The organism is Mesorhizobium mediterraneum, assembly GCF_002284565.1.
Classification (GTDB): Bacteria; Pseudomonadota; Alphaproteobacteria; order Rhizobiales; family Rhizobiaceae; genus Mesorhizobium; species Mesorhizobium mediterraneum.
Genome location: NZ_NPKI01000051.1, coordinates 68,836 through 91,716, shown reverse-complemented (window position 1 = coordinate 91,716; position 22,881 = coordinate 68,836). Strand labels below are relative to the sequence as shown.

The window sequence follows — 22,881 nt, the reverse complement described above, 5'->3', positions numbered from 1 at the left end:
AGCGGACGACACGGCCATGGGACGGCTCCTCATAAGGTCTGGTGGCATGGTGGCCTGAGTGGCCGCCACGCGATTTCAGGAACCAGACCGGGCAGCGCGGTTGCGCTGCCCGGCTCGGCTGTGATCAAACGCGATAGTACCGGTTTGCGCGCTTCTCCGCCTCTTCCATCGCCTCCTGGGCCGTCGCCTGGCCCGTCACGGCCTTGGCGAACATGTCCACCAGGACATAGTCGGCCATGGTCGCCGCCGAGGCATAGCCGAGCGGCCCGGCATAGCCATTGGGACGCAGCGTCGCCGAGGCCTTGGCGTAAGCGGCATTGTTCGGGTCGGCCGTCCACACCGGATTGTTGTCGAAGGCTTTGAGCGTCTGGCAGCAGTAGCCGGCCGAGGAGGTGATCCACTCCGCCATTTGCTGCTCCTCGAACATGAACTGCAGATAGGCTTTGGCCGCGTTGGGGTAGGGTGTGTAGTCGAAGATCACGGCCGTGGTCACCTGGAACAACTCGACCGATTTTCCGACCGGACCGATCGGCAGGCTGGTCGTGCGCATGTCCTTGGCGATTTCAGCCAGTTTCGGATCATTGTCCTTGTTGGTCTTGGCCGTGTTATACACGGAAATGCCATTGGCGATGACGCCCAGTTCGCCGGCCAGGAAGGCGCGGTTGTTGTTCACGTCGAGCCAGCTTTCGGTGCCGGGGATGAATGTCTTGTAGAGTTCCTGCGCGTATTCGATCGCCTTGAGGGTCTCGGGGCTGTTGATCGCCACCTTTCCGCTCTCGTCGACCATCTGGCCGCCGTGGCTCCACAGCAGCCAGTGAGCGTAGTTGTTGCCGTCGCCAACGCCATGGCCGTGCGTGAAGCCGGCCGGATGTCCCTTCGCCTGCAAGGCCTTGCAAAGCTCGAGGAAGCCTGCAGTGTCCTTCGGAAACTCAGAGAAGCCGGCCTCCTTCACCCAGCTTTCCCGATAGACGATGGCATTGCCGATGGTGGCGAGGGGCAGGCCGAGGAATTTTCCTTCCCGCGTCGCATATTGCTTTGGTCCGTCGTGCCAGCCGCCGTATTTCGAGCCCAGATACTCACCCAGTTCCGTGACGTCGTGCAGCTTGTCGGGGTACTGGTGCGGGTCGTCGAACCAGACCAACATGAGATCTGGACCGGAGCCGACATTGGCGGCGACCGCCGCCTTGGGGCGAATGTCCTCCCAGCTTTCCTTGTCGACGCGGACCTCCACACCTGTCGCCTCGGTGAACCGCTTGGTGTTGGCCAGCCATTGATCCTCATCGCCCTGCACGAAGGGCGACCAACGCAACATCCGCAGCTTCGCGCCGTCTTCGGGCTTGTACGTCAACTCCTCCTGGGCAAAGGCGGCAGAGCCGACGAACCGGCTTCCCAAGGCTCCCGCCGCCACGCCGGCGGTCGTGCGGATCACGTCACGTCTGGTGAATTTCATGCTCGTTTCCTCCTGTTATTCGTTGCCGTGGTTCTTACTGTTCGCTGCGCGTCTTGAATCGCTTTCCGGTCTCGCCGTGGAAGAGATGGATGAGGCCGGGCTCGACCGTGAGGCGTATGGTCTCGCCCGGCGCGAAGGAATGGCGCTCCCGGAAATTCGCGACGATCTCTTCGCCGCCAGCCGTCCGGCCGATGAGCTGCAATTCGGACCCTGTCGGCTCGACCACCGCGACCGTCACCGGAATGCCCTGGTCGTCGGACAGCCGCAAATGCTCGGGCCGTATTCCCAGCACCACCGGCTCGCCACTGCCGATGGACAGTGCTGTGGCCAATGGGACTGAAATCCCGCCGGAGCCGCGAAACGACGGTGAGCCGCCATCGGTTGTGATTTCGCCCCGCAGCATGTTCATGGCGGGCGAGCCGATAAAACTGGCGACAAAGAGATTATCCGGCCGGTCGTAGAGTTCCAACGGCGGCCCGATCTGCTCGACGATGCCATCATGCATGACCACGATCTTGTCGGCCATGGTCATGGCCTCGATCTGGTCATGGGTGACATAGACGGTCGTGGTCTTCAGGCGCTGGTGCAATTCCTTGATCTCGGCGCGCATCTGCACCCTGAGCTTGGCGTCGAGATTGGACAGCGGCTCGTCGAACAGGAAGACCGCCGGATCGCGCACGATCGCCCGGCCCATGGCGACGCGCTGGCGCTGGCCGCCGGAAAGCTGCCGGGGATAGCGTGCCAGCAACGGCACCAGTCCCAGGATTTCGGCGGCGCGCTGGACGCTAGCACTACTCTCGGCTTTCGCGACGCCCTTGAGCATGAGCGAGAACGCCATGTTCTCTGCGACGGTCATGTGCGGGTAGAGCGCGTAGTTCTGGAAGACCATGGCGACGTCGCGTTCTTTTGGCGCAACGTTGTTGACGACACGCTCGCCAATCGCGATCTGGCCGCGCGAAATCTTTTCCAGGCCGGCAATCATCCTGAGAAGCGTTGATTTTCCGCAGCCCGACGGTCCGACCAGCGTGACGAACTCGCCATCGTCTATATCCACGCTGACGCCGTGGAGAATCTCGACGGTTCCAAATGATTTGTAGACATCGCCAATCGCGACAGACGCCATCGATTTCCTCCCGAATGCTTCCTGCGACGTCTTCGAAGGAAACCGCTTTCCTAACTGGCCCGCGGCAGCTCCCAAGCTCCTCCCTGGTCACGCGCGATGATGAAACGGTAGCGCTACCAGACCGCCCTGTAAAGCGGCTGCGTGGCAAGCGCTCTTCTTCGTCGCACCTGATCGTGAGCGTTCCCAACGGGACTGAGATTCGTCATGTCCGGGATCGGAGCAAGAGAATAACTTGCCAAGCCCCAGCTCCCAAAACCGAAGGTGCGAGAAGCCATCAGCAACGACGCCAGCCTAATCGGAAACTTCGGTTTGCGGCCGGTCCCGGCCATCGGCGAGCTCGTCGTGCCATTTGCCGTCGGCGTCCTCGTACTGGATGCCGTCCGTGGTGCCGGCGACCTGCTGTTCGGCCGAAGCGATCTCGGCGGCGCGCAGCGCGTCCTCGTGAGTAGGAAACGTTTCCGAGAATGTCGCGCCGACCTTGTAGGCCCAGCCCCCGTCATGTTCGACGATCTTGTAGGTCAGCTTCGCCATGAAATCCTCCGGTGGAAAAAGCTCCGTCTGCTCAATGCAGTTTGTCTTCGGGCAGTTTGCGTTCGGGCAGCTTGCCGTCGGACAATCTCTCGTCGGGAACCAGCACGTCCGATTCCTTCGCGGCCTCGACCAATGCCCGGCGCGCATCCGCTGTCGAACGATAACCCTCCAGCACTTTTAGGCAAGTGTCGAGAGCATCGCGATGCCGAGGACCACGATTGAGTGGCCAGACCGTCATCAGGCACTCCGCTGCTTCCTGGGTGCTACGGATCTCACGGTATTTGCCGACATGGCCAAGCTCGACCACGACCGGCTTTTCAAAAGGCTTGTTGTCCATCATCGCCGGCAACGCGGAGCGACCGATTTGGTTGCAACGCCTCGGCGCAAAGGTCTCAAGTGCCGCGATTAATGGGGCCGCGGTCATTGGGGCCGCAGCCAGTGGAAACGGGGCGGTCAGCCCGCCGCCTTCATCCAGTGCTGCATCGTCGTCACCGAGCGGGCAAGCTGCGGCGCCGGGTGGATCTTCTCGCCGAATGTGGCCGCGGCGCGCCACGCCCAGCGCGGGTCGGCCAGGAAGGCGCGGGCCAGAGCCACCATGTCGGCACGGCCTTCGGCGACGATCGCCTCGGCCTGCTTCGGATCGTCGATCAGGCCGACGGCCCGCGTCGGGATGCCAGCGCCCTTGCGCACGGCTTCCGCCAGGTGCACCTGGTAGCCCGGGCCTGTCGGCGGCTTCTGCAACGGCGAATTGCCGCCGCTCGAGCAGCAGAGATAAGCGACGCCCTCCGCCTTCAGCGCCTTGACCACTTCGATCGCGTCCTCGACATCGAAGCCGCCATCGACCCACTCCTTGACCGACAGACGCGCCCCAAGCATCAGCTTGGGGACGGCTTTTCTCACCGCCTTTGCGATCTCGACGACAAAACGCATGCGGTTTTCCAGCGAGCCGCCCCAGCGGTCGGTGCGCTGGTTGGAAAGCGGCGACAGGAACTGGAAGATCAGATAGCCATGGGCTGCGTGCAATTCGATGAAGTCGAAACCGGCACGTTCGGCCCGCCTTGCCGCATCAGTGAAGCGTTCGATGATGTGCAGGATCTCCTCATCCTCCAGCGCCCGCGGCACCTGCCAGCCCGTGTCGTAAGCTATTGCCGAGGCAGACACGATCGGCCACGGGTCCTGATCGGCCTTCAGCGGTCCGCCGCCTTCCCACGGTTTCTGGTTGGAAGCCTTGCGGCCGGCATGGGCAAGCTGCGTGCCGAACCTGGTGCCGGGGGCGGCGACGCGCTTGGCGGCATCCAGCGCGCGCCGGGCGGCTGCCTCGTTGTCGTCGGAATAAAGGCCGAGGCAGCCATGCGAGATGCGGCCGCGCCGCTCGACGTCGGTCATCTCGACGGTGACCATGCCGGCGCCGGACATCGCCAGGTTCATCCAGTGGTACAGGTGCCAGTCGCTGGCGGACCCGTCATCGGCGGAATACTGGCACATCGGCGCCACCGCGATGCGGTTGGGAAAGGTGAGGCCGTCAAGCGTGATCGGCTGGAAAAGGGATGTGGTCATCAAAAAACTCCGGGGAGGGGCTGCCGCTATTTAGGCAGTGGATTGCGCCTGCGCCATACACGAGGCGGTGAAGCGCACCTCTGGACCAATGGCTGCCGGGATTGCGCAAAGGCCGGTTCGCGGTTAGCGCATGACCCCGAAAATCAATTCCGATTTTCGGAAAGGATCATGCGCAGATCAAAAGTGCTACAGCGTCCTTTGCGCGTCCAAGAGGACGCGCGGCGCTGTAGTCCTCGCCACCGACAGCACGGAGTCCGTCATGGAAGATCGCATTCGCATCCGTTCGGAGGAAATCCTTTCCGACGACTGGGCCGTCCTGAAAAAGACCGTCCTCGATTATCGCCGGCGTGACGGGCAATGGGAGACGCAGATCCGCCAGACCTACGATCGCGGCGACGGGGCGGTGATCCTGCCTTACGATCCCGAGCGCTCGACGGTTCTGCTCGTGCGGCAGTTCCGCTACCCGGCCTACGTCACCGGCCACCGCGAGCCGCTGATCGAGGCCTGCGCCGGCCTGCTCGATGAACACGATCCGGAAACCTGCATCCGCAAGGAGGCGGAAGAGGAACTGGGCTACCGGCTGAAGGACGTTGAACGGCTGTTTGCGCCCTATATGAGCCCTGGCAGCGTGACCGAGCGGCTTTGGTTCTTCATCGCGCGCTACTCGCCCGCCGACCGCATCTCGGACGGCGGCGGCGCGCCGGAAGAAGGCGAGGACATCGAGGTTCTGGAAATGCCGCTCGATGAGGCTTTGGCCGGCATTTACGACGGCCGCATTATCGATGCCAAGACGATCATCCTGATCCAGCATCTGAAGCTGAACCTGATCCGGGCCTGACCCGTGCCGGAATCTGGGTGCAGCGAAGGGGCGCGGCAAACATGAGCGCCGGAAAGCTGGGTTCGCTGAAGCGGGTTGGCGCGATGGCGCTGCTGCTGGTCCTGAATGTCGCGCTGCTGGTCAGCTACCGGCGCCTGACCCAGCGTTTCTCCGAAAGGATGCGGCATCTGCCCAGTTTTGCTGCCCCGGCGACCTTCACGGAAAAGATCCATTGGCGCAAGATTTTCGACGACGATCCGCGGTTTGCGATTGTGCTCGACAAGCTGAAAGCCAAGGAATTCGTCCGGGATCGGCTTCCCTGGCTGCTTGTCCCGGCGGTGCTGTGGCGCGGCGACGACCCGCGCGAAATCCCCTTCGACGAATTGACGATTCCATACATCGTCAAATGCAATCACGGCTGCAACATGAATGCCGTCGTTCCGGACCCCGCAACCGCCGATCGGGACGCGATCATTGCCGAGATGTCCAGGCACCTCGCCGAGACCTATGGCAGCCGCAAGCTGGAGCGCGGCTATGCCCACATCAAGCCGCAGGTTTTCGTCGAGACGCTGATCGGCAAGGATCATGACTATCAGCCCATCGACTACAAGTTCAACGTGATTGCCGGCCGTGTCGCCTTTGTCGTGGTCACGTCTTTCCGCTCGACGGTGCGGAAGACGGCACTTTTCGATCGCGACTGGCGCCGGCTGGCAGTCGTCCAGGGCGGCATCGACGCGTCGCTGGAAATTGCCCGGCCGCAAAGCTTTTCGCGCATGGTCGAGGCTGCCGAGATACTGGGCGGCGAATTCGACATGATGCGAGTCGATTTCTACGAAGACGGCGGAGAGCCGGTGTTCGGCGAGTTCACGATCTATCCCCGCAGCGGCCTGCAGCAATTCGAGCCGCCGGCTTTCGATCGTGAACTGGGCGCGTGCTGGGATATTGCGGCGTCCGGCTATCTGAGCCGCCCGTCGAGCAGGTTTGCGCGCCGCTACAGGGCCGTGCTTGTCGCTGCCGGCCGCATCTGAAACAGAGCGACGGTCTCTTCGCGGTCCAAATCCACGGCACGAGGCGGCGGGCGAATTTATCGGCGAGAGAAATCCGTGTAGGAGAGAAACCCGCATCGCATCGCCGGCTTCGGTCGGCCGGGACCCCTCGGTCATTCCGAATTCAGGGTTCGCTTTGGCCGACGTAGCGATGCACGAGCTCTTTCCAATCGGGATGATGGGTCACCGTCAGCACGGCGCGGTTGATGTCCTCCATGAGCGGGCTGCCGCTTGGAATGGCGATCGCGTAGTCGCGGACCGCCAGGGTTTGCGGCAGGATAAGCAAGTCGTTCCACTGGTATTCCTGGATCATGTGTCCAAGGATGGCGCGCTCCACCACCAGCGCCTCCACTTCACCGCGCTTGAGCGCCTTGCTGGCCTGGATCAGGAAAGGGTAGGTCTGCACCTTCAGGCCCTGCGCCTTGGTCCACAACTCGCCGGCTGTACCCGCCACTGTTCCCACACGGGCTCGCGGCAAGTCTTCGGGACCGTCAACGCTGCTCTTAAGCCGGCCAACGACCAAAGACGAGGCGAGCGTCGCCGAAAAGGTGGCGATGCAGAAAATGCTGGTGAACATCCAGACAAGAGCGATGGCGCGGCCGCGCCAGGTGATCGGCGTCTTGTCGCCATAGCCGGTCGTCGTCATCGTCACGGCGGCCCACCAGATGCCATCGCCAATGCCCTGCATCATGCGGGGATCGAAATGGCCGGGATTGCGGCGTCGCTCGATCAGCCACAACGACGTGCCGACAAGCAGCAGTAGACCCACGAGGCCGCCGATTGGAACAAGCAACTGCCAGGTAAACAGCCTGCGCAGGGTCGCCAGGATACCGGCGGTTGGCTCGCTGCGCACCGCGACACCAACGCCCGCGGCGAAGTAGGCATGCGAGAAATCGAAGCGCGCCTCACCGTCCGTCGTGACCGGCATGGCGGCGACCACCAGATCGATTTGGCGGGTCTGCAAGGCCTGGACCATGGCATCGGGATCATAGTCGAACTCGCGGAATTCATAGCCAAGGTTCAATTGCGAGGCCACTTTTTGCCAGAGCTCGATGCTCAGGCCGCTCCATACGCCATCATCGCCGCGCGATGCAAAGGGTGGCACCCGCATCGTGCCGACGACGAGCTTGCGTACGCGGAAATCCTCGACCCGCGGCTCGGCGAGCGCCGGCATGGAGAATGCCCAGGCGAGCACGCCGACCGCCAAACCGACGACCCGGCGCGCGCTCATGGCTCGCCCGCCGCGATCTCGACATAGCCGGCGCGCTTCACCAAGGCCTGTCCGGCGGGGCCGGTGTACGCGATGAACGAGGCGGCAAGTCCCGACGGCGTCCCCGGATTGATCAAAAGCAAGGCGCGTGTCAGCGGGTAGCTGCCTGACCACACCGTATCGGCGCTCGGCAAGACCGAGGAAGATTGGCTGCGTATGGCCAGGACATGGACGAGGTCCGAGGCATTGCGGAGCGCTCCGAGGCCGGTGTATCCGATAGCATTCGGCTGCGCGGAGACCTCGGCGACAATGGCCTCGTTTGTTGGCAATTCCTTTGCCACACCCTCCCTTTGTCCTTTCAATACCCGCTCGGCGAACACCTCCTCGGTTCCAGACCCTTTGGCGCGGGCAAGTGGTTGGATCTCGCCGGGGCCGCCGCTGAGCTCCCGCCATTGCGATAAATCTCCGGACCAGATGGCGCGGAGCTGATCGACATCGATTTCGCGCAGCGGGTTGGTTCGGTGCACGACGATAGCAACGCCGTCCAGCGCCAGCTCGAACTGCGTCAGATCGATACCTTTCGCGGTTGCGAACCCAATCTCCTTCGGCGACAGTGGCCGTGAGATCATGCCGATATCGATCATGCCGTGGAGCAGCGCTGCCATACCGTCGCCGGAGCCGCCGCCGCGCACGATGATGTCGGCCTCGGGATTGTCGGCCATGAATGCCTCGGCGCAGACCGTGACGACCGGCCGCATCGTTTCGGAACCCATTATTTGCAGTGAACCGCCAGTAACCGGCCCGGAGACCAGTACAGAAGCCGGCCCAGAGCCCGGCATTGCCCGGCTGCCGTAGAAATACCAGGCGGCCAACGCAACGATGATGGCTGTCGCAATGGACGATGCCGCGACCCACGCGACACTCGGTCTCGTGTTGATTGGCGGTTCCAGTCTTTGCCCCCGATCAGCGAAATGTGGTCGCGTATTCGGAAACTGCACCGGGACAGGTGTCAGTTTGGTGACATAGAGCCAGGCTGGCTCTTGTTTGCCTCCGACCAGCCCAGTTGGGGTCGCCAGCCGCGGGCCGTTCAATGAGAAATTCGCTGGTCGGCGCGCGATGTCGCTCACAACAGGCCGGCCGCCATCACATTCCAAACGGTCCGGGCACTGCCGGCTCGCGAAGCCATAAATACAATCTGGTGCGGACGCCGGGAATCGAACCCGGATAGCCGTAGCTGAGGGATTTTAAGTCCCTTGCGTCTACCAATTCCGCCACGTCCGCAGGCCAGTCCTTTTCAGACGCCAGCCAAAGGCCGTCAAGCCATCTTCTGCCATCGCTGAAACCTGGTACAAAAAACCCGCCTTGACGGCGGGCCGTTGGCGCAATCAGCACCGCGCCCACATAGCTGCCGTCACCGAGCGAGCTCCAACCACCCACAGAGATTCAAACAAGATCGCTGGAACTATTTCGCAGCGGCTGAGTTTCGGACTAAAGTTACTGGAACCCCGAACATGGCAGAGTTTGACACAGGACGAGGGAAGTCTGTTGCCAAGGCCGTACGGCAATTGATCCGTTCCGAAGATAATCGCCGGCATTTACACGACGTGCTAAATCTGGCTGTCGACCTCCGGCTGCCCAGCACTCTTGCCCCATTACTTGAGGCGCTTGATCAGACTGGACGGGAATCATTTCCGCAATGCCGTAGGCCAAACGAGCGGTGACCGGGTAAAACGCGCTAAATCTTCTCCTCTATCCATGCTCCACCCCCATGGCTCAACGCTACGACATTGAGAAGACACCTGAAGGCACCTGGGACATCATTGATGTGTTCACTGGCCTGCCGGTTGTCGAGGTGGGCGTCCCCTTGATCGACATGCCCATCGAAGAGGCCGACGATCTGGTCGACCTTCTCAACTGCCGCGACAGGGAACAGCGGGAGGATACTTAACGGCCGGCGCCGAAACAAAAAACCCGCCTCGGCGGCGGGTCGTTGGCGCAAATCAGCACCATGCCGATAGCATAACTGCCGTCACAAAGCAACGAATCGCGACCTCGCAACGAAACGCGAGAATCACGATCGATGTGAAGGCCGAGGAGCGCTCAAGCAATCCGCTGATCTCGCTGGTCAAAATCCGCGCGGCTTGGCACAGTCGGGAAAACAGGAGTCCCTTCATGGCGAAGACCGCGCGTGCGACGAAACCAAAACCCTGGGCCGAGGTGTCGACGCATCTGGTCGACGTGGCGATGGGCAGGCGGCCCGCCGATCTCGTCATCCGCAATGGGCGCTGGGTCAACGTTCACTCCGGCGAGATCATCGCCGGCACCGACATTGCCATTGCCGGCGGCCGCTTCGCCTATTGCGGGCCGAATGCCGGTCACGCTATCGGGCAGGGCACCAAGGTGGTCGACGCCGGCGGGCGCTATCTGGTGCCGGGCCTTTGCGACGCGCACATGCATGTCGAGAGCGGCATGGTGACGGTGACGGAGTTCTGCCGCGCGGTTATCCCGCATGGCACCACCTCGATGTTCATCGACCCGCATGAAATCGCCAACGTGCTCGGCCTGCCGGGCGTGCGGCTGATGCATGACGAGGCCGTCGCCATGCCGATCAACGTGCATGTGCAGATGCCGTCCTGCGTGCCCTCCGCACCGGGGCTGGAGCATGCCGGCGCCGAGTTGACGGTCGCCGATGTCACCGAGGCGATGACCTGGGAAAACGTCATCGGGCTTGGCGAGGTGATGAATTTTCCCGGTGTCGCGGCCAACGATCCGGTGATGTCGGGCGAGATCGCCGCGACGGTGAGGGCGGGCAAGACCGTCGGCGGCCATTACGCCTCGCGCGATCTCGGCCTGCCGTTCCACGGCTATGTCGCCGGCGGACCCGAGGACGACCATGAAGGCACGCGCGCCGAGGACGCGATCGCCCGCGTCCGCCAGGGCATGAAGGCGATGCTGAGGCTGGGCTCCGCCTGGTACGACGTCGCCTCGCAGATCAAGGCGGTGACGGAGAGCGGGCTCGACCCGCGCAACTTCATCCTGTGCACCGACGACAGCCATTCCGGCACGCTTGTCCATGAAGGCCATATGGACCGGGTGGTCCGGCACGCCATCAGCCAGGGGTTGAAGCCGGTGACGGCGATCCAGATGGCGACGCTCAACACCGCCCAGCATTTCAAGCTGGAGCGCGAGTTGGGCTCGATCGCGCCGGGGCGGCTCGCCGATCTGCTGATCGTCTCCGATCTGGCCGCGATGACCATCGACGAGGTCTATGGCCGCGGCGTCAGGCTGGCCAAGGGCGGCAAGCTCGAAATCGACATTCCGGCCTATGACTATCCGAAGACGGCGAAGAACACCGTCAAGCTCGGCAAGAAGCTCAAACCGGGGGATTTCGACATCGTGGCGCCCATGGGCGCCAACGAGGTGCGGGTGCGGGTCATCGGCGTGATCGAGAACCAGGCGCCGACGCGGGCTCTCGAGGCCGATCTTCCGGTGGAGGACGGGCTGGTCGCCATGGACCGTCGCAACGACGTTTGCCAGATCGCGGTGGTCGAGCGCCACCGGGGCACCGGCGGCGTCACCAATGCCTTCGTCTCCGGCTTCGGCTATATGGCCGACTGCGCCATGGCCTCCAGCGTGGCGCATGATGCGCACCACATCATCGTCGTCGGCACCTCCAAGCAGGACATGGCACTGGCGGTCAACCGGCTGGGCGAGGTCGGCGGTGGAGTCGTGCTGTTCTCCAAGGGCAAGGAACTGGCACTGGTCGAAATGCCGATCGCCGGGCTGATGTCGGACGAGCGCGCCGAAATCGTGGCAGTCAAGGCCGACATGCTCACCGAGGCGATGCGCAAGATGGGCTGTTCGCTGAACAACGCCTACATGCAGCACTCGCTGCTGGCGCTGGTCGTCATCCCGGAACTGAGGATTTCCGATGTCGGCCTGATCGACGTGACGACGTTCCAGAAGGTTGATCTGTTCGTTTAGGGTTGCTGCGGTGTAGAACCTTTGATGCCGGCGGGACAGCGCCCCCCTCTGTCCTGCCGGACATCTCCCCCACGAGGGGGGAGATTGGACGTCACCTCGGCTTTCGCCAATCTTCACCGTCGTAGGAATGAGCGGAGCGCCGAAGCTGCCAATCTCCCCCCAAGTGGGGGAGATGTCCGGCAGGACAGAGGGGGGCGCGAAGGATCGCTACTTATATTCCGAACTAGCTCAGCCGCCGCTCATCCGCCGGTGGCGATGGTCAGCACCCTGAACGGGGTGGTGATGACGATCTCGGCGACGGAGCCGACGGCCTTGCCGATGCCTTGGCCGAGATTGTCGATCGGCTGCGCCGGATTGGCTTCTTCCGATGCCAGGCCGGCCGGCGCGCGCAGCCGGTCGCCGAGCAACTGCACCAAAAACGGGTTGTCGGCGAATTTGGCGTGGTTCAGGCGGTCGCCGCCTTTGGTCTTGGTGAGGTCGACCACCGAAACGCCATAGCTGGCGAGGTCGGCCGCATCGCCATAGTCGCCGACGCGCGGCTTATCGCCGGAGATCAGCGAGGAGAGTCTGAGGGCGCGATCGTCGCCCGAAAGCAGGATGGCGAACGGCTTGTCGGGCTTGCCGTAGCGGATCATCTGCTTCTTGAAGACATCGACATCGATATCGGGTGAGGCAAGGATGACATAGCCAAGCTTGTCGCTGAGATCGCGGTCGCCGGTGATGGCAAGCTGGCGCAGCGCCTCCATCGTCACCCAGGTGCCCATCGAATGGGCGATGATGTCGATGCTCTTGACCTTCGTCTTGGCCAGCATGCGCAGCGTCTCTTCGAGATCGTCGCGCGCGGCGTTGGCGCTTTCCTTGTCGTAGATATAGCCCGTGGTCTTGCCGCTCGACGCCCATGAGAACAGCACCGGCGTGCCGGGATATTTCGTATCGTGCGCAATCTGCGTCAACCGGTAGACGCCGTCGTCGAAACCGTTGTTGAAGCCATGCACGAAAACCAGCGCGCGGTCGCCGCGCATGGCGATGTCGGCGCCGACCGCCTTGGCGAATTGCGGGGCGCCTTCATAGAAGGCGACATTCGTTGCGGTGAAATCCTTCGCTGGATTGCTGTTTGCGGAGCCTTTGACGCGCTCGATTGCGCCAAGCTGATGGACCTTCGGAACCGTTACCTCGACCCGGGCAAAGCTGGTGGTCAGCGAGCGATTGCCATCGAACACCTGCCGCGGATCTTTCGTGGCTTTCTCGCGGGTGGTGGCGACGAAGATCTCATGCGTGGCCGCGATGTCGGAGGCAGGCACCGTCACAGCCGTCGTGTTGAGAAGGTCGTGTGTCTTCCGGCCGGCGCAGCCGGTAACAGCGAGCGCCAGCGCAACGACGAGAAAAATCTTCGAACGCACGGTCACGCAGGCTCCCGAAGGGACGTCAACCGTATGACGTCTTTGGTTTCGATAGAGCCAGAGGCCGGCCTGGTCCAGTTGAAAGCGATCCGATGGTGGCGCAATCGTGTATCACGAAAGCCTGCGGAACAGGGCGTGGAACGCACCTCACTGTCCGAGCAGATGGATGCGGTCGGTCACCTCGCGGTCGCTGGCAAATCCGTCGTCCTCGCGCAGCCGCTGGCCGATCATCTTCACCAGTTCGGGGTTGTCGGCGAATTTGGTGTGGTTAAAGCGATCCGATCCCTTGACGCTGGAGAGATCGACGACGCTGACGCCATAGTCGGCGAGGTCGGCCGCGTCCTTGTAGTCGCCGACGCGTGGCCGCGAGCCGGCGATAAGGCCGGAGAGCCGCAGCGCCCGGTCGTCGTCGGACAGGAGCAGGATGAAAGGTTTGTTCGGCTTGCCATAGCGGCGCATCTGGCTCTTGAACACGTCGACATCGATGTCGGGCGATGCCAGTACCACATCGCCGAGCTTGCCGCCGAGATCGCGGTCGCCATTGATGGCGAGCTGGCGCAGCGCTTCCATGGTGACCCAGGTTCCCAGCGAATGGGCGACGATGTCGATGCGCCGCGCGCCGGTCTGCGCGAGCATCCTCAGCGTCACTTCCAACTGATCGCGGGCAGCACTGGCGCTTTCGCGGTCGTAGACATAGTCCCTCGTCTTGGCGCCCGACGCCCAGGAAAACAGCACCGGTGTGCCCGGATAACCGGAATCATGGGCGATCTGGGTGACGCGGTAGACTGCGGCGTCGAAGCCGGTGTTGTAGCCATGGACGAAGACCATGACGCGGCCGCCGCGTGCGGCGATGTCGGCGCTGAGCGCGCTGGAGAATTTCGGCGCGGTGTCGTAGCCGACGACCTCGGAGGCCATGAAGTATTTGGCCGGGTCGTTCGACTTGCCGCGCGAGCGCCGCTCGATTTGGCCGGTTTCGTGGCTTCCCGGCACGGTGACGTTGAGGCGGGCATAGTTCAGCGTGGCCGAGCGCTCGCGGTCGAAGACCTTGCTGGGGTCGTCGGAGCGCTTGCGCGTCGTGGCGATGAAGATCGAGTGGTTGCCGGCAATTTCCGTCACCGGCGCGGACACAATGGCGCTGCCGAGCAGTTCCTCGGTTTGCCGGCCGCCGCAGCCGGCAACAAGCAAGGCAAGCGCAATGATACAAATCTTCTTCAACTCTGAAATTCCACTCCGGCCGAAAGGCCTATCCAACCTCCGCGAACCCTCCCGGACAGTCGAAGTGCGGCAGAAGTAAGTCATGTCCGGCCGAAATGCGCTCAGCGGCTGGCGACGGCCATCGCACTGTTGCGCGAAAGCCAGAACGGCGGCAGGAAGGCCGGGATGTTGGAGAAGGGCAGCACCTCCGGCCTGAGACGGATGCCGAGCACTTCCGTCATGAAGGCGCGCCGCGCCTCGATGCGGCGCCAGGCTTCGGGGTGACGCGCGGCGATTTCCTCGCGCAGGGCCTGGTCGGCCAGCGCGATGCCGTCCTCGATATTGGTGGTGAAATAATCCGTCCCGGTTGCCGGAATGATGTCGACCTGCAGCGCCATGCCCGACTTCAGCGTGATGTCGGAGCCGGCGAAGATCGGCGAATGCATCCATTCGTCGATGTGGACGAGGTGGCCGGGATTGAGCGAGACGCCGAAGAACGGATCGCCGATGCGGTCATGCACGGCTTTCCACAGGGCGCCGCCGCTGACGCCGATGCCGACGGTCTCGTACCAGTCGACGACGGCAGCGAAATAGGGCGCGACCAGTCTTTCGACGTAGTCGCTTATGTCGGGCGGAAGCTCGGTTGCGTCCTCGACCAGGAAACCGGCGCGGGCATTGAGCGAACCGTGGAGGCCATAGGCCATGGTGACCGGATCGCCGCGCTTGATGACGTCGAGGCGGGGGCTTGGCAGGCCATAGGGCGCGCGCTTGCCGGCCGACAGCATGAGGTGGCAGCATTGCGGCAGGCCGTTGATGCCCATCAGCCGCGCCGCCTGCAACTCGGTCATGCCGGGTTCGATGCCTTGCAGAACGTTGCGCAGGCCTTGCGACGAATAGGTCGCGGCGAATTCGAAGGACGCGAGCTGGTCGGCCTCATTGATCGCGCGCAGGCCGTCTGCCGGGTTCATCAAAAGGTTCGCCGCATTCACCACTGTGTGCTTGTCGCCGGCAAGCGTGCGCAGCGTGTCGGCGATGAAGGAGGGCAGATCGAGAGTTGTTTCACCAAAACCGGCGTCGCCGGGACCGAACGGTTTCCAGCCAATGGCGCCGATGCGCTGGCCGGCTTTCAGGCCGCAGTCGGCAAAGATGTCGAGGAGCGCCGGCGAGCGGTCGCGGGGCTGCGCCGGCAGCGAGAACGTCTGGTAGAGGACACGTTCGTAAGGTCCATCGCAGATCTCGGCATAGCCCCAGCCCTCGTTGCCGACGAGGAGTTTCGGCTGTTTGTCGGGAACGATGACCAGCAGCGTTTCCTCGAAACGCGGATCGTAGCCCGTGAGATAGGCGACATTGGCCGCGTGCTCGCGGTCGCCATACACGACGAAAGCGTCGAAGCCGGCCTTGCTGCCGCGCGCCACCAGTGCCCCGATGCGTGCCTCGTAGGTGGTGCGCGCAACGAGCGGCATCACCGTCGGCTCGCCGAATTCCGGCAGCGACATGGTTTTCAGGGCAACCGATGCGACGGGCATGAACAAACGCCTCCAAGTGCTTGCAAGGATTCTGGGAATACCCCGTGACGGGGCGCATGAACCGGCCGGACAATGGCTTCGCGGGATTGGATATGCAATAGGCTGGGATCAAACGCACGCGCTGTGTGCTAGGTTTGCGACCACCGCGTGGCGGCAAACCAAATGCACGCTACCGATAGCCGACATGCGACCCGGGGTGATCTTGCCATGACCAGTTTTTCCTCCCGCGTCGCTGCTGCCGCTGCCGCGATCCGCCAGATTTTCCCGGAGACGCCGCTGCAGGAAAACGACTATCTGTCGAAGAAGACCGGAGCGCGCGTGCTGCTGAAGCGCGAGGACCTGTCGCCGGTGCGCTCCTACAAGATCAGGGGCGCCTTCAATTTCTTCCGCAAGGCGCTCGACGCCGGCAACGATGCCCAGCTGTTCGTTTGCGCTTCCGCCGGCAACCATGCGCAGGGCTTTGCCTTCGTCTGCCGCCATTTCGGCAAAAAGGGTGTGGTGTTCATGCCGGTGACGACGCCGCAGCAGAAGATCGACAAGACGCGGCTGTTCGGTGGCGAATTCGTCGAGATCAGGCTGGTCGGTGACTTTTTCGATGACTGCTACCGCGCCGCGTTGGAGTTCACCGAAAACTCAGGCGCGCACATGGTGCCGCCGTTCGATCATAAGGACATCATCGAGGGGCAGGCGACCGTCGCCTACGAGATATCAGGCCAGATGCCGGGCGCCCGCATGCCGGACATTGTCATGCTGCCGGTCGGCGGCGGCGGTCTGGCCGCGGGCGTCACGCATTATTTCGCCGATCAGCGCCGCGACACGCGCTTCGTCTTCTGCGAGCCGGCCGGCGCGCCGAGCCTGCGCGAGAGCCTCACCGCCGGAAAGCGCATCAAGCTCGCCAAGGTCGACAATTTCGTCGATGGCGCGGCGGTGGCCGAGATCGGCCGTGAACCGTTGCGGCATCTCAGGGAATTTGCCACTGAGGCCGTGCGGCTGATCCCGGAAAACCGGCTCTGCGCGACCATGATCGAGATGCTGAACGTCGAAGGCGTGGTGCTGGAGCCAGCCGGCGCACTGGCGATCGACGCGCTCAAGGATTTCTCGAAAAAGGAGATCAGGGGCAAGACTATCGTGGCGGTGGTTTCGGGCGGGAATTTCGACTTCGAGCGGCTGCCGGATGTGAAGGAAAGGGCGCTGCGTTTCGAGGGGCTGAAGAAGTACTTCATCATCCGCTTTCCGCAGCGCCCGGGCGCGCTGCGCGATTTCCTCGAATTGCTCGGACCTGACGACGACATCGCCCGCTTCGAATATCTGAAAAAATCGGCGCGCAATTTCGGTTCGGTGCTGATCGGCATCGAAACCAAGGACCGCCGCAATTTCGAGCTGCTCAACGCGAATTTCGAGGCCGAGGGCGTCCAGTATCAGGACATCACCGACAACGAGACGCTGGCTGGCTTCATCATATGAGCGCCCGAATATGAGTGCCCCGAATATGAGTGCCCAAGCGAAAATCTTCGTAGTGTTGTTTTCCGGCATCAATGTCGGCGGCAACCGCATCGTCAGGATGGCCGAACTCCGGTCGTTCTTCGAGGAGCTCGGCTTTCGCGACGTCGCCACCTATGTGCAGAGCGGCAACGTCGTGTTTCGCTCGGCAAAGGGTGATGCCGCCACTCTGAGCAGACAGCTTGAAGCGGCCTTCGAGAAGAAATGGGGATTTTATTCGCGCATTATGGTGCGCGATCTCGGTTGGTTCGAGCGGCTGGCGGCGGAAAATCCCTACCCGGAGGTCGCCGGGGAGCCGACGAAACTTCACGCCTATGCGCTGGAGCGCGCGCCGACACCTGAGGAGACGGCCCGTCTTTCGGAGAAATGCACGGGTCCCGAACGGTTCGAGATCAGGGGCGACGTGCTTTATCTGCATGCACCGGAAGGTCTCGGCAAATCGGTGTTTGCCAATCTCATCCCGCGCACGCTGAAAGTGCCCGCCACCGCGCGCAACTGGCGCACGGTGCTGGCGCTGCTGGAGTTGGCTGGGAGAAGTGGCTGAACGTGGTCGCCTACGCTGCCGAAGCCCTCTTCCAATCGAACGCCAGCTCTTCGCGGAAAGCGAAGCGTTTGATGTGATCGGCGACGACCGTTTCCAGGCGCTCCAGCGAGCCGGCCTCGTCAGCAGCTACCGTGATGTGGAGCGCTGCCGCATCGGCGTCCAGAACCGTGTGGCCTAGCGTGAGATCGATTGTCCCGTGGTTCGGATCGAACTCGACGGGAAACTTGTGCGCCCAGTGCTTGCAGAGCTGCTGCAGATAGCGGCTCGCATGTCCGGTAGCGACATCGACATGGCTGGTCGGCATGAATGGATTTCTCCTGAAGCAAGCGCGCATCTTTTGGATGCGCCAATTTCGGAAGCAGGCGCGATGGCCGGACAGATAGGCGCGATCTTGAGAAACGCCATAAAATCTCAGCTAGGTCGTACCCGCTCTCGATCTTGTGATTGGCTACCAGCTTCCTGTGTTCGCCATCGACGCCCAGGGCTCGGCCTTGGCCTTTGCGGGGCCTTTCTGCAAAAGCTCGATCGAGATGCCGTCCGGCGATTTGATGAAGGCCATGTTGCCGTCGCGCGGCGGCCGGTTGATGGTGACGCCGTTGTCCATCAGTTGCTGGCAGGTGGCGTAGATGTCGTCGACCTCGTAGGCGAGGTGGCCGAAATTGCGACCGCCCTTGTAGTCTTCAGGATCCCAATTGTAGGTGAGCTCGATCAGCGGCGCCTTTTCGGCGATGCCGCTTTGCTCGTCTTCGGAAGCGGCGAGGAAGATCAGCGTGAAGCGCCCCTGTTCGTTTTCGTGGCGGCGCACTTCCTTGAGGCCAAGCTTGTTGCAGTAGAAATCGAGCGATGCATCGATGTCGGCGACACGGACCATGGTGTGCAGGTAGCGCATGTGATTTTCCTCGAAATGTTGCGTTGCGGCGGAACATAGGGGCCACCCGGCCAAAGGGCAATTGCCGATAGCCGGCCGCGCCGGCAAACAACAAATCCGGTATTCCTGCAAATCAACCGTGAAAAAAGGCACGTCAGGTCTTGCACAGACCGGAAGCGGCAGTGTTAATCTAACATCAAGAATCACTTGCGGTATTCTTGGAAAAAGGGGGGCGTTCTTATGGGGGAAAAGGCCTCTTTCATGGGGCGGGACGGAACCGGTAACGACGCCTTGCGAAGGGACGAAAGCGGCGATGCCGCTGATCTTGTCGAGGTTGCGGGCGCCATCAAATGGTTCGATGTGGCCAAGGGTTACGGTTTCATTCTTCCCGATGACGGCTCTTCCGGCGATATTCTCCTCCATGTGACATGTCTTCGAAAGGACGGTTTCCAGACCGCCTTGGAAGGCGCGCGCGTCGTCTGCCTCGTCAAGCATGGTGAGCGCGGATTGCAGGCGTTCCGTGTGCTCTCCATGGATGTCACCACGGCGGTCCATCCCGCGGAAATGCAGGATCAGCGCACCCACGTCTCGGTGACGCCGGAAAGCGGCCTCGAGCGGGCGCTGGTGAAATGGTTCAACCGCACCAAGGGGTTCGGTTTCCTGACCCGGGGCGAAGGCACCGAGGACATTTTCGTCCATATGGAGACGCTGCGCCGCTACGGCATTACCGAGCTCAGGCCGGGGCAGGTCGTGCTGGTCCGCTTCGGGCGCGGCGACAAAGGCCTTATGGCTGCCGAAATTCACCCGGATATGGGTACCTTGCCGGTCTCGCACTAAGGTCCCGTCCCGATCGAATCGGGATGCGACCTGGTGCTTTTTGCTTGACCATGATCTTTTCCGAACTGCAGGTCAGCGCAGCAAAAACCGGGTTCCACTTTTTGGGATCATGGTCTAGGACGATGTCCGGCCGAGGATTTCGAATGACCCACAGGAACTGGCTGACAACGGGCGTCGTTTGCGCAGCGATCGCCTTTGTCGTCGCCACAGGCGCTTTCTTCCATTCGCAGCAACCGGCTTTGGCGGACAGTCGGGTGATGATCCTTGCCGTCGACCCGCAGCCGCTGGTCGCGGTGACGAAAGGCGGCGAACGCTCTTTCTCGATCGAAATCGCCGACACCTCCGCCGAGCGCGAGGCCGGCCTGATGTTTCGCGAGGAGATGGCCGACGACCATGGCATGCTGTTCGTGTTCGAGGAGCCTCGGGATGTCAGCTTCTGGATGAAGAACACGCCGATGCCACTCGACCTGATCTTCGTCGGTCAGGACGGCAAGGTCCGGGCGATCAAGCAAGGCGAGCCGCAATCCGAAGCGATGATCTCGCCCGGCGAGCCGGTTCGCTTCGTGCTCGAGCTCAAGGCGGGCACCGCCGCGAGGGGCGGCATCGAGGACGGCGATTTGTTGCGCCACCCGGCAATCGGCACTGCGCACAACTGAACGCGCAGGATCCGTCGCAGATGCAGTTTTTCTCCCATGACGGTTTTGACCTCGCCTTCCTCGATCGCCAGCCGGCATCGGGGCAGGGCGATCCGGTGCTCATGATCCATGGCTTTGCCTCGACCCACTACGTCAATTGGGTGTCGCCCGGTTGGTTCAAGGCGCTGAACGATGCCGGCTACCGCGCCATCGCCTTCGACAATCGCGGCCATGGTGCCTCGTCGAAGAGCTATGAAGAGGCCGATTACACGCCCGCAAAAATGGCTTCCGATGGGGCAGCGTTGCTGAATCATCTCGGCGTCGAACGCGCCCATGTCATGGGTTATTCGATGGGTGCGCGGGTGTCGGCGTTCCTGGCGCTTTCCGACCCTGACAAGGTGGCGACGCTGGTCTTCGGCGGTCTCGGCATCGGCATGATCGACGGCGTCGGCGATTGGGATCCGATCGCCGCCGCCCTTCTGGCCGAAGATCCCGATACCACCAGCCATCCGCGCGGCCGTTCGTTTCGCGCCTTCGCCGACCAGACCCGCAGCGACCGCCGCGCGCTGGCCGCCTGCATTGCCACCTCGCGGGAATTGCTGGCCGAGGCCGACATTGCGCGCATTGCCCAGCCGACATTGATTGCCGTCGGCACCAAGGACGACATCGGCGGTTCGCCCGACGAACTGGCCGCCTTGATGCCGAACGCCAAGGCTTTTCACATCGAGGGCCGCGACCACATGCTGGCCGTCGGCGACAAGACTTTCAAGCAGCGGGTGCTGGAGTTCTATGCCGAAAATCCGCTGTGAGCACAAAGCCGATCTGTAGTGATCCTTCGCGCCCCCCTCTGTCCTGCCGGACATCTCCCCCACAAGGGGGGAGATCGGCAGCTTAGGCGCTCCGCTCACTCCTGCGGCGGTAGCGATTAGCGACAGCGGTGGTGACAGCGAATCTCCCCCCTCGTGGGGGAGATGTCCGGCAGGACAGAGGGGGGCGCTGTCCCGCCAGAATCAACGGTTCCGCACCGCGGCAGCGCTCACGCCCCAAGCGCCTTGAGCGAGCGCGCCATGTTTTGCCGAGCCTGAGCCTCGAACCGCTGCCGGAATTCCTCGGTGTGAAAAATATGCGGACGGGCGAGGAAACTCTTCAGCACAGCACTGCGGCCGGCACGCCACATCGGCTCTTCCACCCAGCCATATTCGCGGCGAACCGCCTGTTCATAGGCGTCGAAGGCATCAGGCGTCGCACCCAGGATCGCCAGGTCCATGTCGAGGAACAGCGCTGCGTCGCGGGCGGCATTCTCGTCGCTAAAGCGCGGCAATTCATGCGTGGCGGTGGCGATGATCATCGCCGTGATGCGGCCGAGGCGCTGCGCATCCGTGCGGCCGGAGAGCTTTTTCTCGGCAAGGGCGGCACTTTTGGCTTCGTTGTCCTTGGCTCGGCTGTCATAGATGGCATCGTGGAACCAGATAGCCGCCTCGACCGCCTCGGGGTCGTGCAGGGATGCCCGATAGTGCCCGGCCAGCGCCAGCATCGCCTCGATATGGGCAAGGCTGTGATAGTGGCGGCCTTCGGCCCGGTAGAGCGCGGAAAGCTCGCGCTTCAGCGGCGCTTCGATCAAGGGTTCGTTTTCCATGGCCGCTTGAATTTCCGTGAACCAAATCCATTTGACAAAGCACTAAGGAAAATTGAGTTCAACCGTGCTATGATCTGGCTTATATGTGCGGCCGGAGAATAGGCAAGCTGCCAAGCCTGAGCCAGTAGATGGCCGGAGATCATTGATGAACAGCGTTACGATTGCCCGCCCCACCATGGTGAAGCCGATCGACCCGATCTGGCGCTCGATCCGCGACGAGGCGATGGAGGCGGTCAACCGCGATCCGCTGCTGGCGGCATTCCTCTATTCGACCATCCTCAACCAGGAAAGCCTGGAGGAAGCGGTCATCCATCGGCTGGCCGAGCGGCTCGCCCATCAGGATATCGGTTCCGATCTCATCCGCCAGACATTCAAGGCGATGGCAGCCGACGACAAGGACTGGGCGTCGACGGTGCGTGTCGACATCCAGGCCTATTACGACCGTGATCCGGCCTGCGACCGCTTCATCATGCCGGTGCTCTATTTCAAGGGTTTTCACGCCATCCAGACCCACCGGCTGGCGCATTGGCTGTGGAATCAAGGCCGTCAGGACTTCGCGCTCTACCTGCAGAGCCGGTCGTCCTCGGTGTTCCAGACCGACATCAACCCGGCCGCTCGCATCGGCAAAGGCATCTTCCTCGACCACGCCACCGGCCTCGTCGTCGGCCAGACGGCGGTGATCGAGGACGACGTGTCGATCTTGCACGGCGTGACGCTGGGCGGCACCGGCAAGGCCGGCGGCGACCGCCATCCCAAGATCCGCTACGGCGTGCTGATCGGCGCCGGCGCCAAGATCCTCGGCAATATCGAAGTCGGCCATTGCTCGAAGATCGCGGCGGGCTCGGTGGTGCTGTCGCCGGTGCCGCACAACAAGACGGTTGCCGGCGTGCCGGCCCGCGTCGTCGGCGAGACCGGCTGCGACCAGCCTTCGCGGCAGATGGATCAGCTTTTGCCGTCGCAGACGATGGACCACGTCGTCAGCTTCGATATCTGATTTCAAGTCCGCAGGGCGGGCAACCGAAC

The 22,881-nt window shown here is 62.7% G+C and carries 23 protein-coding genes and 1 tRNA gene; 10 read left to right on the top strand and 14 right to left on the bottom strand.

What is annotated here, in order from left to right:
* Nucleotides 1–124: 124 nt before the first annotated feature.
* From CIT25_RS34475 to CIT25_RS34455, 5 genes are all read right to left on the bottom strand, one after another.
* Complete coding sequence (locus tag CIT25_RS34475; protein WP_095489526.1) at nucleotides 125–1,450, bottom strand: ABC transporter substrate-binding protein; 1,326 nt, start codon at nucleotides 1,448–1,450, stop codon at nucleotides 125–127.
* Between the two features lie 34 nt (nucleotides 1,451–1,484).
* Complete coding sequence (locus tag CIT25_RS34470) at nucleotides 1,485–2,573, bottom strand: ABC transporter ATP-binding protein (RefSeq protein WP_095489525.1); 1,089 nt, start codon at nucleotides 2,571–2,573, stop codon at nucleotides 1,485–1,487.
* 291 nt (nucleotides 2,574–2,864) lie between these two features.
* Complete coding sequence (locus CIT25_RS34465) at nucleotides 2,865–3,104, bottom strand: DUF2188 domain-containing protein (protein ID WP_095489524.1); 240 nt, start codon at nucleotides 3,102–3,104, stop codon at nucleotides 2,865–2,867.
* A gap of 31 nt (nucleotides 3,105–3,135) precedes the next feature.
* Nucleotides 3,136–3,444, bottom strand: a complete 309-nt coding sequence (locus tag CIT25_RS34460) for a DUF982 domain-containing protein (RefSeq protein ID WP_095489523.1) — start codon at nucleotides 3,442–3,444, stop codon at nucleotides 3,136–3,138.
* Nucleotides 3,445–3,557: 113 nt separating this feature from the next.
* Nucleotides 3,558–4,661: an NADH:flavin oxidoreductase/NADH oxidase gene (locus tag CIT25_RS34455; RefSeq protein ID WP_095489522.1), complete on the bottom strand. Its 1,104-nt coding sequence runs from the start codon at nucleotides 4,659–4,661 to the stop codon at nucleotides 3,558–3,560.
* A 259-nt stretch (nucleotides 4,662–4,920) separates the two neighbouring features.
* Here CIT25_RS34455 and CIT25_RS34450 point away from each other — a divergent pair, with 259 nt between their 5' ends.
* Together CIT25_RS34450 and CIT25_RS34445 are read left to right on the top strand one after the other, a co-directional pair.
* Nucleotides 4,921–5,499, top strand: a complete 579-nt coding sequence (locus tag CIT25_RS34450; RefSeq protein WP_095489674.1) for an NUDIX domain-containing protein — start codon at nucleotides 4,921–4,923, stop codon at nucleotides 5,497–5,499.
* Nucleotides 5,500–5,540: 41 nt separating this feature from the next.
* Nucleotides 5,541–6,506 (top strand): ATP-grasp fold amidoligase family protein, encoded by a 966-nt coding sequence (locus tag CIT25_RS34445; RefSeq protein ID WP_095489521.1) that lies wholly within the window; start codon nucleotides 5,541–5,543, stop codon nucleotides 6,504–6,506.
* 142 nt (nucleotides 6,507–6,648) lie between these two features.
* Here the strand turns inward: CIT25_RS34445 and CIT25_RS34440 are convergent, their stop codons facing one another.
* From CIT25_RS34440 to CIT25_RS34430, 3 genes are all read right to left on the bottom strand, one after another.
* On the bottom strand, nucleotides 6,649–7,755 hold the full coding sequence (locus CIT25_RS34440) for a transporter substrate-binding domain-containing protein (protein WP_095489520.1): 1,107 nt from the start codon (nucleotides 7,753–7,755) through the stop codon (nucleotides 6,649–6,651).
* Nucleotides 7,752–8,573 carry a phosphate ABC transporter substrate-binding protein gene (locus CIT25_RS34435; protein ID WP_280953409.1) on the bottom strand — a complete coding sequence of 274 codons (822 nt, stop codon included), beginning with the start codon at nucleotides 8,571–8,573 and terminating at the stop codon, nucleotides 7,752–7,754. Before CIT25_RS34435 ends, CIT25_RS34440 begins: the two co-directional genes overlap by 4 nt.
* A 357-nt stretch (nucleotides 8,574–8,930) precedes the next feature.
* A tRNA-Leu gene (locus tag CIT25_RS34430) sits at nucleotides 8,931–9,015 on the bottom strand.
* 487 nt (nucleotides 9,016–9,502) lie between these two features.
* Here CIT25_RS34430 and CIT25_RS34425 point away from each other — a divergent pair.
* Together CIT25_RS34425 and ade are read left to right on the top strand one after the other, a co-directional pair.
* Nucleotides 9,503–9,682, top strand: a complete 180-nt coding sequence (locus tag CIT25_RS34425; RefSeq protein WP_095489518.1) for a hypothetical protein — start codon at nucleotides 9,503–9,505, stop codon at nucleotides 9,680–9,682.
* 224 nt (nucleotides 9,683–9,906) lie between these two features.
* On the top strand, nucleotides 9,907–11,718 hold the full coding sequence (gene ade, locus CIT25_RS34420; protein WP_095489673.1) for an adenine deaminase: 1,812 nt from the start codon (nucleotides 9,907–9,909) through the stop codon (nucleotides 11,716–11,718).
* A gap of 239 nt (nucleotides 11,719–11,957) precedes the next feature.
* On the opposite strand, the gene CIT25_RS34410 is transcribed toward ade, so the two are convergent.
* The 3 genes from CIT25_RS34410 to CIT25_RS34400 form a co-directional block, all read right to left on the bottom strand.
* Nucleotides 11,958–13,124, bottom strand: coding sequence for an alpha/beta hydrolase (locus CIT25_RS34410; protein WP_095489517.1), 1,167 nt, complete (start codon nucleotides 13,122–13,124; stop codon nucleotides 11,958–11,960).
* A gap of 141 nt (nucleotides 13,125–13,265) precedes the next feature.
* Nucleotides 13,266–14,333 carry an alpha/beta hydrolase gene (locus CIT25_RS34405; protein WP_095489516.1) on the bottom strand — a complete coding sequence of 356 codons (1,068 nt, stop codon included), beginning with the start codon at nucleotides 14,331–14,333 and terminating at the stop codon, nucleotides 13,266–13,268.
* Between the two features lie 101 nt (nucleotides 14,334–14,434).
* Nucleotides 14,435–15,838, bottom strand: coding sequence for an aminopeptidase P family N-terminal domain-containing protein (locus tag CIT25_RS34400; RefSeq protein WP_095489672.1), 1,404 nt, complete (start codon nucleotides 15,836–15,838; stop codon nucleotides 14,435–14,437).
* Between the two features lie 207 nt (nucleotides 15,839–16,045).
* On the opposite strand from CIT25_RS34400, the gene ilvA reads away from it, so the two are divergent.
* Together ilvA and CIT25_RS34390 are read left to right on the top strand one after the other, a co-directional pair.
* Nucleotides 16,046–17,302 (top strand): threonine ammonia-lyase IlvA, encoded by a 1,257-nt coding sequence (ilvA, locus tag CIT25_RS34395; protein WP_095489515.1) that lies wholly within the window; start codon nucleotides 16,046–16,048, stop codon nucleotides 17,300–17,302.
* A gap of 25 nt (nucleotides 17,303–17,327) precedes the next feature.
* Nucleotides 17,328–17,882 (top strand): DUF1697 domain-containing protein, encoded by a 555-nt coding sequence (locus CIT25_RS34390; RefSeq protein WP_095489514.1) that lies wholly within the window; start codon nucleotides 17,328–17,330, stop codon nucleotides 17,880–17,882.
* 10 nt (nucleotides 17,883–17,892) lie between these two features.
* Here CIT25_RS34390 and CIT25_RS34385 read toward each other — a convergent pair whose 3' ends face one another.
* Together CIT25_RS34385 and gloA are read right to left on the bottom strand one after the other, a co-directional pair.
* A complete protein-coding gene (locus CIT25_RS34385; protein ID WP_095489513.1) occupies nucleotides 17,893–18,186 on the bottom strand; it encodes a DUF2218 domain-containing protein in 294 nt (97 codons plus the stop codon).
* Nucleotides 18,187–18,330: 144 nt separating this feature from the next.
* Nucleotides 18,331–18,771 carry a lactoylglutathione lyase gene (gloA, locus tag CIT25_RS34380; protein WP_095489512.1) on the bottom strand — a complete coding sequence of 147 codons (441 nt, stop codon included), beginning with the start codon at nucleotides 18,769–18,771 and terminating at the stop codon, nucleotides 18,331–18,333.
* 219 nt (nucleotides 18,772–18,990) lie between these two features.
* Here gloA and CIT25_RS34375 point away from each other — a divergent pair, with 219 nt between their 5' ends.
* From CIT25_RS34375 to CIT25_RS34365, 3 genes are all read left to right on the top strand, one after another.
* A complete protein-coding gene (locus CIT25_RS34375) occupies nucleotides 18,991–19,587 on the top strand; it encodes a cold-shock protein (RefSeq protein WP_095489511.1) in 597 nt (198 codons plus the stop codon).
* A 143-nt stretch (nucleotides 19,588–19,730) separates the two neighbouring features.
* Nucleotides 19,731–20,243 (top strand): DUF192 domain-containing protein, encoded by a 513-nt coding sequence (locus CIT25_RS34370; protein WP_095489510.1) that lies wholly within the window; start codon nucleotides 19,731–19,733, stop codon nucleotides 20,241–20,243.
* 20 nt (nucleotides 20,244–20,263) lie between these two features.
* Entirely contained in the window at nucleotides 20,264–21,031 is a 768-nt protein-coding gene (locus CIT25_RS34365; protein ID WP_164547221.1) for an alpha/beta fold hydrolase, read from the top strand.
* 227 nt (nucleotides 21,032–21,258) lie between these two features.
* Here CIT25_RS34365 and CIT25_RS34355 read toward each other — a convergent pair whose 3' ends face one another.
* Nucleotides 21,259–21,858, bottom strand: coding sequence for an HD domain-containing protein (locus CIT25_RS34355; RefSeq protein ID WP_095489509.1), 600 nt, complete (start codon nucleotides 21,856–21,858; stop codon nucleotides 21,259–21,261).
* A 145-nt stretch (nucleotides 21,859–22,003) separates the two neighbouring features.
* Here CIT25_RS34355 and cysE point away from each other — a divergent pair, with 145 nt between their 5' ends.
* Entirely contained in the window at nucleotides 22,004–22,852 is an 849-nt protein-coding gene (cysE, locus tag CIT25_RS34350; RefSeq protein ID WP_095489508.1) for a serine O-acetyltransferase, read from the top strand.
* The last annotated feature ends 29 nt before the right edge of the window (nucleotides 22,853–22,881 follow it).